This window comes from Rhizobacter sp., assembly GCF_031412075.1.
GTDB lineage: Bacteria > Pseudomonadota > Gammaproteobacteria > Burkholderiales > Burkholderiaceae_C > Rhizobacter.
The window spans coordinates 1-11,483 of record NZ_JANOCG010000209.1; the positions used below are offsets into that span (position 1 = coordinate 1).

The window sequence follows — 11,483 nt, forward strand, 5'->3', positions numbered from 1 at the left end:
AGCGTGGTCGGGCCCACCTGCCTGGCGGCGGGCGCGCTCACCACCATCGCCATGCTCAAGCGCGAAGGCGCACACGATTTTTTGCGCGAGCAAGGGGTCGGTTTTCTCAGCATCGACCCTGAAGGTCGCGTCCACGAAGAGTCGGTCTGAGCTGCTGCGCACGCCGCACGCCCGACCCGAACAACCTGAAAAAGCAAATGAAGATCTCTCTCCTGTCGGCGCTGGCCCTCACCCTGTGTGCGCTCGCGCTGCCGAGCGGCGCTGCGAACGACGATTTCCTGGAACCCGAGCAGGCGTTTGCCCTCTCGGCCACGCGCCTGGATGCGCGCACCGTCGAGCTGCGCTTCGACATTGCGCCCGGCTACTACATGTACCGTGAGCCCTTTGCCTTCGAGGCCACGCCGGCCAGCGTGGCGCTTTCGGCCCAGCTGCCGCCCGGCAAGGTCAAGTTCGACGAGACCTTCAAAAAAGAAGTCGAAACCTACCGCGACACCCTGACCGTGAAAGTGAGTGTGGCCCAGGCGACCGCACCGTTCACGCTCAGCGTCACCAGCCAGGGTTGTGCCGACAAAGGGCTGTGTTACGCGCCCACAGTGCGTGAGCTGCGTGTCGACGCAGGGGCCGCCGGCCTCACGGCGGTGGGCCGCATCGGCGCGGAGCCGGCCGCCACCGTCGCCTCAGCAGCCCCATCGGTCGCCGCGACTCCCGCAGCGCCCAACGACACCACGCGCATCCAGAGCGCTTTGCAATCGGGCAACCTGCTGCTGATCGCCGGGGTGTTCCTGGTCGCGGGCCTGCTCTTGTCGTTCACGCCTTGCGTGCTGCCGATGGTGCCCATCTTGTCGTCGATCATCGTGGGGCAGGGCGCCTCGGTCTCGCGCCAACGCGGCTTTGCCCTCGCGGCGAGCTACTGCCTGGGCATGGCGCTGGTTTACACCGGCTTCGGCGTGGTCGCCGGCTTGTTGGGCGAGGGGCTGGCTGCGGCGCTGCAAAACCCGTGGGTGCTGGGCTCGTTCGCGCTGTTGCTGGCGGGCTTGTCGCTGTCGATGTTTGGCTTCTATGAGTTGCAGATGCCGAGCTTCATCCAGAGCAAGGTCATCCAGGCCTCGGGCCGGTTGCAGGGCGGCACCTTCGTTGGCGTGTTCGCCATGGGCGGGTTGTCGGCGCTCATCGTCGGCCCCTGCGTGGCGGCCCCTTTGGCGGGCGCCTTGGTCTACATCAGCCAGACGCGTGATGTGGTGATCGGCGGCGTGGCCTTGTTCTCGCTCGCTTGCGGCATGAGCGCGCCGCTGTTGCTGCTGGGCCTGTCGGCCGGCTCCTTGCTGCCGCGTGCCGGCGCGTGGATGGAGGGCGTGAAACACGCGTTCGGCGTGCTGCTGCTGGCGGTGGCGATCTGGCTCGTGTCGCCGGTGCTGCCCGTGTGGGCGGTGATGTTGCTGGTCGGCGCCTTGTTGTTGATGACGGCGGTGTACCTGCACGCCTTCGATCGCCTGCCGGATGGTGCGCGTGGGTCGCAGCGCTTCTTCAAGGGGGCGGGCGTGCTGTCGGCCCTGGTGGGTGCGGCCCAACTCATCGGCGCACTCTCGGGCGGCACCGACACGCTGCAGCCCTTGGCGCACCTCGCGGCCCGCAGCGGCGCGCATGCACAGCTTGCCGAAGCAGGCGCCGCGTTCAAGCGCGTGCGCAGCATTGAAGAGCTCGACGCGGCAGTGGCTGCCGCGGGCAAGCCGGTGATGCTCGACTTTTATGCCGACTGGTGCGTCGCGTGCAAGGAGTACGAAAAGTTCACCTTCACCGACACCAAGGTGCGCAGCAAGATGAGCGAGTTTGTGCTGCTGAAAGCCGACGTGACGGCCAACAGCGCGCAAGACAAGGCGCTGCTCAAACGCTTCAATCTTTTTGGCCCGCCTGGCATCGTTTTCTTTGACGGCCGCGGCCAGGAGAAGGCCGACGCGCGCGTGATCGGCTACCAGGGCGCCGAGCAGTTTCTCGGCAGCCTGAAGGCGGCTGCGCTGTGAGGGCCGCTGCCTTCTTGGCACTCGGTGTCTCACTGACGCTGGCGGCGTGTGGCGGCGGTCGTGATGACGGCGCGCCCCCCGTGAGCGGCGGCGTGCCCGCACCGGCACCTGCACCGGCACCTGCGCCTGCACCAGCACCAGCACCAGCACCAGCACCAGCACCAGCACCAGCGCCTGCACCAGCACCAGCACCAGCACCAGCACCAGCACCTGCACCTGCACCTACACCTGCACCTGCACCAGCACCCGCACCAGCACCAGCACCAGCACCAGCACCTGCGCCTGCGCCTGCACCCGCACCCGCACCCGCACCCGCACCAGCACCAGCACCGGCACCGGCACCGGCACCGGCGCCTGCCCCGGGGGCGTCCGATTGCGCAACAGGCTCCTTCCTCTTCTGCGAAGACTTCGAGTCGTCGCCACTCGGCACCGCGTCGAGCTCGCGCTGGACGATCGAGCGCAACGCGGCCACGGCGACCATCGACTCCACCCACGCGCGCGGCCGCAACGCCCTGCACCTGAGCACCGTCGACAACGGCATGGCGTTCCTGGTGCCCACCCGCTTTGCGCCACCGGGCAACAGCTTCTTCGGCCGCATGTGGGTCTGGGTCGATGCCTTCCCGACCCGGCCCGACTACGCGCACTTCACGCTGGTGGAAGCCGCGGGCAGCGGCAACAACACCTTGGTGCGCCCGGTCGGTGGGCAGTACATCCCCGGCCAAGGCAATGGCGCGGCCTTGTGGGGCGTGGGCAGCAATGGCGGCCCGACCGGCGACTGGACGCAGTGGCAACCCACCACGCCGACCACCGGCGGCCGCTGGACGTGTTTCGAGTGGCAGATGCAGTCGGCCGACAACAGCGTGAACGTCTGGATCGACGGCGTGGCCAAGCCCGAGCTGAGCGTCTCGACCCGAAACCATGGCGGCGCGAACACCGACTTTGTGTTTCCGGCGTTCAACCAGATCAAGCTCGGCTGGCAGCTCTACCAGGGCGGCGCCACGCCCAACCGTTATGACATCTGGCTCGATGACATCGCCTTGACGTCGAGCCGCATCGGCTGCGGCGCCGGCACCCAGCCGCTGCCGGTGACCGGCCTGCAATGGCGCGGCGTGAGCCTGGCCGGCGCCGAGTTCGCACCGGGGCGTTTGCCAGGCGCCTACAACAGCGACTTCGTCTACCCGAGCGTGGCCAGCGTCGGCTACTTCAAGAACAAGGGCATGAACACGGTGCGGCTGCCGTTCTTGTGGGAGCGCCTTCAGCCCAGCTTGAACCAGGCCTTCGATGCGACCGAGCTGTCGCGCTTGACGGGCTTTGTGGACCAGGTCACGGCCACCGGGGTCACCGTGATCATCGACCCGCACAACTACGCCCGCTACCGCGGCAACCTGATCGGCTCGGCCCAGGTGCCCCACGCGGCTTTCGCCGACCTGTGGACGCGTCTGGCCACACGCTTCAAAGACAACAACAAGGTGGTCTTCGGCCTGATGAACGAGCCGCACACCATGCCCACCGAGCAGTGGCTGGCGGGCGCCAACGCGGGCCTCGCCGCCATCCGCGCCGCCGGGGCCACCAACGTGGTCACGGTGCCCGGCAACGCCTGGACCGGCGCGCACAGCTGGCAGCAAAACTGGTACGGCACGGCCAACGGCACGGTGATGCGAGGCATCGTCGACCCGGGCCGCAACATGGTGTTCGAAGCGCACCAGTATTTCGATGCCGATTCGTCGGGCACCACCAACACCTGCGTCAGCGCCGCTGTGGCGGCCGAGCGCCTGAGCGCCTTCACCACCTGGCTGCGCAGCAACGGCTACCGCGCGGTGCTCGGCGAGTTTGGCGGCGCGGCCAACGACGCCTGCAACCGGGCAGTGGCGAGCGCACTGGACCACCTGCAAGCCAACACCGACGTGTGGGCCGGCTGGGTCTGGTGGGCCGCCGGCCCCTGGTGGGGCGACTACATGTACTCGATCGAACCCACTGGCACGGCAGACAAACCGCAGATGTCGGTGCTGCGGCCTTACCTGCGCTGAACGCCCTTTCCCCCAATCCCCCCGACAACCCAAGCCCCACCCACCCTAGGACACACCCCGTGATCAAGACCTCGACCCCACACGCTAAGATGGCCAGCGCCTTGCTGCTGTCGCTGGTGCTCTCCGCCTGCGGCGGCAGCGACGACAACCGATCCGACGCCCCGCCCGTGAGCGGCACGCCGGCACCAGCACCTGTACCCGGACCGGCACCAGTGCCCGCACCGGCTCCTGGACCCGCGCCCGCACCAGCACCCGCACCGGCACCTGCGCCTGCGCCTGCGCCCGCACCGGCGCCAGCACCTTCACCTTCACCTGCACCGGCACCGGCACCTGCACCGGCACCTGCACCTGCACCGGCACCTGCACCGGCACCAGCACCGGCACCAGCACCAGCACCGGCACCAGCACCAGCACCAGCACCAGCACCGGCCGCACCGTTGCAGACCGCCGGCAACCCGTTTGCCGACGCCTTGTTCTACGTCGACCCGGACTACACCGCCGCCGTCAACCAGTCGCTGGGCCGTGTGCCCAGCAGCTCAAGCGATGCCCCGCTGATCCGCGCCGCGGCGACGTTCCCGACCGCGGTGTGGCTCGACCGCATCGCCGCCATCGATGGCAACCGGGCGATGGGCGGGGCCATGGGCCTCGTCAACCACCTCGACGCGGCGGTGGCGCAGCAACGGGCACAGAGCACCGGTGGCACGCTGCGGCCGCTGACGTTCTTGCTGGTCGTGTACGACCTGCCCGACCGTGATTGCGCAGCACTTGCATCGAATGGCGAGCTGAGCTCGGCCAACAACGGCATGGCGCTGTACCGCACGCAGTACATCGACCGCATCGCCGAGATCCTGGCGCGCCCGGCCTACGCCAGCCTGCGCATCGCAACAGTGATCGAGCCCGATTCCTACCCCAACATGCTGACCAACATCGGCGTGGGCAAGCCGGTGTGCGACAACGTGAACACGCAGAGGATCTACGTGCAAGGCATTCAGTACACGCTGAACCGCCTGTCCACCCTGCGCAACGTCTACATGTACCTCGACATCGCCCACTCCGGCTGGCTGGGCTGGGACAACAACCGCGCCAAGGCCGTGACAGGCTTCAAGGAGCTGATCCAGGGCGCGACACCCAGCGGCAACCTGGGCATCATCCGCGGCTTTGCCAGCAACACCGCCAACTACACCCCGCTCGACGAGCCGCATTTCGACGGCACCGACAACGTGGTGAGCACCAGCGGCACCACCCAGTTCTATGAGTGGAACCGCATGGTGGACGAGCTGAGTTATGTCGACCGGTTGCGCACCGAATTTGTGGCCGCGGGCTTCCCGTCCAGCCTCTCGTTCGTCATTGACACCTCGCGCAACGGCTGGGGCAGCCCGACCCGCCCGCCCCGCGTGGCCGCCGACGTCGACGACATGCGCATCGACCGACGCGCCCACCGCGGCAACTGGTGCAACGTGCGAGCCGCCGGTGTCGGCGAGCGCCCGCGCGCCAACCCGGACTCCAGCCGCCCGCACGTGGACGCGTTTGTGTTCGTGAAGCCGCCCGGCGCCTCTGACGGCACCAGCGACAGCACGGCCAACACGCCCAACGAAGAGGGCAAGCGCTTCGATGCGATGTGCGGCTCTGGCAATGTGGACGCGCTGAGCGGCGCACCGCACGCGGGCCAGTGGTTCCATGACCAGTTCTTGATGCTGCTGCGCAACGCCTACCCCCCGCTGAGGTAAACGTTCGCGGCGAACGGCCCGGCTGCCCCCCGGCAGCCGGGCCGCTGCATTTGGCGTCCATGAAAATATTTACCCGGGTGATATTGACGCGGCATTTATGCCCGGGCAGAATTCAGGCTTCCACCCCGAATCTGCCTTTGCCATGACCACCTTTCCTCTGAGCTACACCGCCTTCGACGGCCCCGTGCGCCTGGCCTCGGGCCCGCTCGCCACCGCGGCCCTGGCCGTCAAGCGCGCGGTTGATGCCAACACGCCCGAGACCGTGTGGATCTTCAACGACGCCACCGGCCGCAGCGTCGACCTCAACTTCCACGGTTCCGTCGATGACGTGCTCGCCCGCGTGGCGCAGCACCAGGCTGAAAACGCGGCGCCTCCACCGAGCAGCGACGCCCGCGAAGCAGGCGTCGAGAGCGACGCCGCACCACGCGGCCGGGGCCGACCCAAGCTTGGCGTGGTGGCACGCGAAATCACGCTGCTGCCGCGCCATTGGGATTGGCTGGCCACGCAGCCCGGTGGCGCAAGCGTCGCGCTGCGCAAGCTGGTCGAAGCCGCGCGCAAGGCGCCCGACGAGCGCCAGCAGCGCCGCAAGGCGCAAGAGCGTGCGTACCACTTCATGTCGGCGCTGGCCGGCAACTGGGCCGGTTTCGAAGAGGCTTCGCGTGCACTGTTTGCCGACGACCTGGCGGCCTTGCGCACGCTGACGGCCGAGTGGCCGAAAGACGTGCGCGAGCACGTGTTGTGGCTGCGCGCAGCGGACAACGCCCCCAACGCGCCTTCATAGCCTGCGTGCTTCGGCGTCGCTGAAGCACCCCCACCGTCTCCCGCTTTCCGCACGGCGCTGCCGTCGCGGACGGGCCTCACTTTGCCTGCTTCTTTCAAGGAACACACCATGTCTGCCACCACCCTCTCCGCCCCACCCGCCAACGCATCGCCCCCCAGCCCCGCGCTGTGGAAGGCCTACGTCGCCATCCTCTTGCCGATGATGCTCACCAACATCTTGCAAGGCGTGTCGGGCACGCTCGACGGCATCTACATCGGCCAGATGCTGGGCGTGGACGCACTGGCCGCGGTGTCGGCCTTCTTCCCGCTCTTCTTTGTGTTCTTCGCCATCATCATCGGCCTCAGTTCGGGCGCGACCGTGCTCGTGGGCCAGGCCTTCGGTGCGGGCGACCACGCAGCCGTGCGGGCCGTCACCGGCACCGCGCTGGCATTGATGTTGTGCCTGGGCAGCGCCGTCAGCGTCTTCGGCGGGTTCTTTGCGCCCGAGTTGATGCAAGGGCTCGGCACACCGCCCAACGTGCTGGCGGAAGCCAGCGCCTACGCACGCCTGATGTTGATCGGCATGCCACTCTTCTTCTTGTTGTGGTTGCTCACCTCGCTGAGCCGTGGCGTCGGCGACCCGATCACTCCGCTGTGGACCTTGTTGTGGGTCACCATCATCGCCATGGCCTGCACGCCCGCGTTCATCCGCGGTTGGTTCGGCCTGCCGCAACTCGGCGTGCGCAGTGCGGCGGTGTCCACGCTGCTGGGGTTTGCCATTGCGATGGCGTGGACGCTGTGGCACTGGCGCCGCAAAGGCCACCCCTTGGCGCCCACGGCCGCGTTGTTTCGTGAAGTGACGTTCAACCCCACGATCATGCGCAAGCTCGTGGCCATCGGCCTGCCCACGGGGCTGCAGATGCTGACCATCGCGCTTGCCGAGCTGGTCTTGCTCGGCCTGGTGAACCGCCACGGCTCCAACGCGACCGCGGCTTATGGTGCGGTCACGCAGTTGATGAACTGGCTGCAATTCCCGGTCATCTCGCTGGGCATGGCCGCCACCCTCATCGCGTCGCATGCCATCGGCGCGGGGCGGGCGCACCGGCTCGGCGCGATCGCCCGCACCGGCCTGTGGATGAACCTCTTGTTCACCGGCGCGTTCGTGGCCTTGGCCTATGCGATGGCGCCCACCGTGCTGGGCTGGTTTCTCACCGATGCCAGTGTGATTGCGCTCGCCTTGCACCTGCTGCGCCTGGTGGCGTGGACCATGTTGCTGCGCGGCGCGAGCCTGGTGCTGGCCGGCGTGATGCGAGCCAGTGGCACCGTCTGGGCGCCCACGGGCCTGAGCCTGCTGGGCATCGTCTGCATCGAGCTGCCGCTCGCGTGGCTGCTCGATGCACGCATGGGCATGGCCGGCATCTGGTGGGCTTACGTGGTCACCTTTGCCGCGATGTTGGTCTTGCAGACGGGTTATTACCGACTGGTGTGGCGCCACCGAAAGATCATGCGACTGATCTAGATGACTTGCCTCCGTTTCGTCACGCAACCGTCACGACCGCTCACCACAATTCTCGAATCGTTGGATGCGAGGAGCGGCCATGGCCGACGTGGTGATCGATGTGGTGCAGCTGCGCAAGACCTTCGGCCAGCACGCTGCCCTGCGTGATGTGTCGCTGCAGGTGCAGCGTGGCGAGATGGTGGCGTTGCTGGGGGCTTCGGGCTCGGGCAAGTCGACCCTGCTGCGCCACCTGAACGGGCTGCACCGGGCCGACGCGGGCAGCCACTCGCAGATCACCGTGCTCGGTAACGTGCTGCAGCAAAACGGCCGCCTCGGCCCCGGCATCCGCGCCACGCGGGCCAAGGTGGCGGCCATCTTCCAGCAGTTCAACCTGGTCGACCGCCTGTCGGTGATGAACAACGTGATGGCCGGTGCCTTGCACCGTCTGCCGCTGTGGCGCGGTCTGCTGGGCCGCTTTCCGCAGGTCGAGCTGCAGCGTGCCTACGATGCCTTGCATCGGGTGGGCATCGAGGGTTGTGCCTGGCAACGCGCCTCCACGCTGTCAGGTGGGCAGCAGCAGCGCGCCGCCATCTCGCGCGCGCTGGTGCAGGGGGCGCAGATCATCCTGGCCGATGAGCCCATCGCCTCGCTCGACCCCGAATCGAGCCGCCGCGTGATGGAGCTGCTGGCGCAGGTGAACCGCGAGTTCGGCGTGACGGTGATCGTCTCGCTGCACCAGGTCGACTACGCCTTTGCCTACTGCCCGCGCACCGTGGCGCTGCGGGCCGGCGAGGTGGTGCACGACGGCCCCACCGAACAACTCACCCCGCAGCGTCTGCGCGACCTCTACGGCACCCAGACCGACGAGCTGATGCCGCGACGCGACGACCCCGCACCAGACCTTCAACCCGTGCCAGCGAACCTGCTGGCGGCGTAAGCCCACTTCCTTTTCAGGAGCATTCCCACATGAACCGCAGAGCCACCCTTCTCATCATGGCCACCACCGCCTCGTTGTGGTTCGGCCACGCCCACGCGCAACCGCGCGAGATCCAGATGGGCATCATCGCCACCGAGTCGTCGGCCAACCTCAAGACCGCGTGGCAGCCCCTGCTCGACGACCTGCAGAAGACCACCGGCTACAAGGTGAATGCCTTCTTCGCGCCCGACTACGCCGGTGTGATCGAGGGCATGCGCTTCAACAAGGTGCAAGTGGCCTGGATGGGCAACAAGTCGGCAATGGAGGCGGTCGACCGTGCACAAGGCGAAGTGTTTGCCAAGGTGACCCAGGCCGACGGCGCGCAGGGCTACTGGAGCCTGATGATCGTGCACAAGGACAGCCCGCTCAAGACGCTCGACGACGTGCTCAAGAACCGCCAGAACCTCACACTCGGCATGGGCGACACCAACTCGACCAGTGGCACGCTGGTGCCCGGCTTCTACGCCTGGGGCCAGAACAAGGTCGACCCGACGAAAGACTTCAAGCGCTCCATGCGCTCCAACCACGAGAGCAACATCCTCGCGGTGGCCAACAAGCAGATCGACGTGGCCACGGTGGCCAGCGACGGTGTCGACCGCATGAAGATCAAGCAGGCCGACAAGGCCGCCGAGCTGCGCGAAGTGTGGCGCTCGCCGCTGATCGCCAGCGACCCGATGGTGTGGCGCAAAGACCTCGACGCCGACGCCAAGAAAAAGCTGCGCGAGTTCTTCCTCAGTTATGGCAAGGACCAGCGCGAAAAAGACATCTTGAAGAACCTCACCTGGGCCGGCTTCGTGCCCTCGGACAACACCCAGCTCACGCCGATCCGCCAGCTGGAGCTGGCCCGCGAGCGCGGCAAGGTCGAAGCCGACACCGCCATGTCGGCCGACGACAAGGCCAAGAAGCTGCAAGACATCGAGCAGCGCCAGGCCGAGCTGGCGCGCCAGATCGCCAGCGTGAAGTAAGGCGGCGTGCCCATGTCGGCCTTGACCTTGGCGGCGCCCGAGAAGATCGTGCCGCCGCGCACACCGGTGGCCACGCTCGTGATCTGGGGCGTGCTGCTGGCGGTGCTGGCAGGCAGCTGGAAGGGTGCCGACATGCGCCCGCTCGACCTCTGGCGCGACGCCGGCAACATGGGGCAGTACGCGGGCGGCTTCTTCCCGCCCGACTTTTCCGAGTGGCGGCACTACCTGTCCGAGCTGGTGATCACGCTGCAGATCGCGGTGTGGGGCACGGCGCTGGCCATCGTGGGCTCGGTGCCGCTGGCCTTGCTGGCGTCGGCCAACATCTCGCCCTGGTGGGTGCACCAGCCGGTGCGGCGCGTGCTCGACGCCTGCCGTTCCATCAACGAGATCGTGTTCGCGCTGCTGTTCGTGGTGGCCGTGGGCCTGGGGCCTTTTGCCGGCGTGCTCGCGCTGTGGGTGCACACCACGGGCGTGCTGGCCAAGCTCTTTTCCGAGGCCGTGGAAGCCATCGACCCGCAGCCGGTGGAAGGCATCCGCGCCACCGGTGCGCACCCGCTGGCCGAGATCGTCTACGGCGTGATCCCGCAGGTGATGCCGCTGTGGATCTCGTATGCGCTGTACCGCTTCGAGTCCAACGTGCGCTCGGCCTCGGTGGTGGGCATGGTCGGCGCCGGCGGCATCGGCATGGTGCTGTGGGACGTGATCCGCGGTTTTCAGTACGCGCAGACCGCGGCCGTGCTGATCATGCTGGTGATTTCTGTCTCGCTGATCGACCTGCTCTCGTCCAAGCTGCGCAAGCGGGTGATCTGAACATGCATGACATCGAGTTGCTCTTCCAGCGCCACGGCGAGCAGGTGTACGACGGCAGCCGACGCGAGCCGGTGACGGCCACCCGGCACGCCCTGCAGTGCGCCCAGCTCGCCGAGTGGGCGCATGCCGACGACACGCTGGTGGCCGCAGCCTTGTTGCACGACATCGGCCACTTCATCGCCGCTGAAAGCGACGAGCAGGTCGACGACCGCCACGAGCTGCAGGCCTTGCCGTTCCTGGCGTCACGTTTTGGCCCGGCGGTGCTGGAGCCGATCCGCCTGCACGTGGCGGCCAAGCGCTACCTGGTGGCGACCGATCCGGCGTACCTGTGCGGCTTGTCGAGCGCCTCGGTGCACTCGCTGGGCTTGCAGGGTGGTGCGATGTCAGCCGACGAGGTGCGTGCCTTCGAAGCCACGCCGTTTGCGATGGAGGCGCTGCAACTGCGCCGCTGGGATGACCTGGCCAAACTGCCGGACCAGGCCACGCCGTCGCTGGGCTACTACCTCGCCCTGCTCGATGACTTGCAGACCGACGACTTGCAGACGGGGCGCTGAATCCCCGCATTTCTCCGTTCGGGCTGAGCCTGTCGAAGCCTGCGCCGTTCACCGTTCGGCCGGTGGCAGTGGGAGGGCCGTCGACCGGCGCAGGGCGGAACGTGGGGGGGGAATGACAGCGTGGCCTGCGCGGGGCCGGGGCGCCCGCC

The 11,483-nt window shown here is 67.7% G+C and carries 10 protein-coding genes and 1 pseudogene; 9 read left to right on the top strand and 2 right to left on the bottom strand.

What is annotated here, in order from left to right; genetic code table 11:
- Positions 1 to 197 precede the first annotated feature (197 nt).
- Positions 198 to 2,018 carry a protein-disulfide reductase DsbD gene (dsbD, locus tag RMO40_RS07205; protein WP_309718338.1) on the top strand — a complete coding sequence of 607 codons (1,821 nt, stop codon included), beginning with the start codon at positions 198 to 200 and terminating at the stop codon, positions 2,016 to 2,018.
- Positions 2,019 to 2,169: 151 nt separating this feature from the next.
- Here the strand turns inward: dsbD and RMO40_RS25475 are convergent.
- Positions 2,170 to 2,616: pseudogene (locus RMO40_RS25475) on the bottom strand (hypothetical protein); the annotation flags it as partial.
- On the opposite strand from RMO40_RS25475, the gene RMO40_RS07215 reads away from it, so the two are divergent.
- Positions 2,558 to 4,045, top strand: coding sequence for a cellulase family glycosylhydrolase (locus RMO40_RS07215; protein WP_309718345.1), 1,488 nt, complete (start codon positions 2,558 to 2,560; stop codon positions 4,043 to 4,045). The pseudogene RMO40_RS25475 and the gene RMO40_RS07215 sit on opposite strands and share 59 nt — an antisense overlap.
- Positions 4,046 to 4,129: 84 nt before the next feature.
- Here the strand turns inward: RMO40_RS07215 and RMO40_RS07220 are convergent, their stop codons facing one another.
- Positions 4,130 to 4,480 carry a hypothetical protein gene (locus tag RMO40_RS07220; RefSeq protein ID WP_309718348.1) on the bottom strand — a complete coding sequence of 117 codons (351 nt, stop codon included), beginning with the start codon at positions 4,478 to 4,480 and terminating at the stop codon, positions 4,130 to 4,132.
- A 2-nt stretch (positions 4,481 to 4,482) separates the two neighbouring features.
- On the opposite strand from RMO40_RS07220, the gene RMO40_RS07225 reads away from it, so the two are divergent.
- The 7 genes from RMO40_RS07225 (at position 4,483) to RMO40_RS07255 (ending at position 11,334) form a co-directional block, all read left to right on the top strand.
- Positions 4,483 to 5,772, top strand: a complete 1,290-nt coding sequence (locus RMO40_RS07225) for a glycoside hydrolase family 6 protein (protein WP_309718350.1) — start codon at positions 4,483 to 4,485, stop codon at positions 5,770 to 5,772.
- Positions 5,773 to 5,914: 142 nt separating this feature from the next.
- Positions 5,915 to 6,553, top strand: a complete 639-nt coding sequence (locus RMO40_RS07230) for a DUF2239 family protein (RefSeq protein ID WP_309718353.1) — start codon at positions 5,915 to 5,917, stop codon at positions 6,551 to 6,553.
- Positions 6,554 to 6,661: 108 nt separating this feature from the next.
- Positions 6,662 to 8,050, top strand: a complete 1,389-nt coding sequence (locus RMO40_RS07235; protein ID WP_309718356.1) for an MATE family efflux transporter — start codon at positions 6,662 to 6,664, stop codon at positions 8,048 to 8,050.
- A 79-nt stretch (positions 8,051 to 8,129) separates the two neighbouring features.
- Positions 8,130 to 8,966: a phosphonate ABC transporter ATP-binding protein gene (gene phnC, locus RMO40_RS07240; protein ID WP_309718359.1), complete on the top strand. Its 837-nt coding sequence runs from the start codon at positions 8,130 to 8,132 to the stop codon at positions 8,964 to 8,966.
- Between the two features lie 29 nt (positions 8,967 to 8,995).
- Positions 8,996 to 9,970, top strand: coding sequence for a phosphonate ABC transporter substrate-binding protein (gene phnD, locus RMO40_RS07245; protein ID WP_309718361.1), 975 nt, complete (start codon positions 8,996 to 8,998; stop codon positions 9,968 to 9,970).
- Between the two features lie 12 nt (positions 9,971 to 9,982).
- Positions 9,983 to 10,780 (top strand): phosphonate ABC transporter, permease protein PhnE, encoded by a 798-nt coding sequence (gene phnE, locus RMO40_RS07250; RefSeq protein WP_309718363.1) that lies wholly within the window; start codon positions 9,983 to 9,985, stop codon positions 10,778 to 10,780.
- A gap of 2 nt (positions 10,781 to 10,782) precedes the next feature.
- Positions 10,783 to 11,334 carry an HD domain-containing protein gene (locus tag RMO40_RS07255; RefSeq protein WP_309718366.1) on the top strand — a complete coding sequence of 184 codons (552 nt, stop codon included), beginning with the start codon at positions 10,783 to 10,785 and terminating at the stop codon, positions 11,332 to 11,334.
- The last annotated feature ends 149 nt before the right edge of the window (positions 11,335 to 11,483 follow it).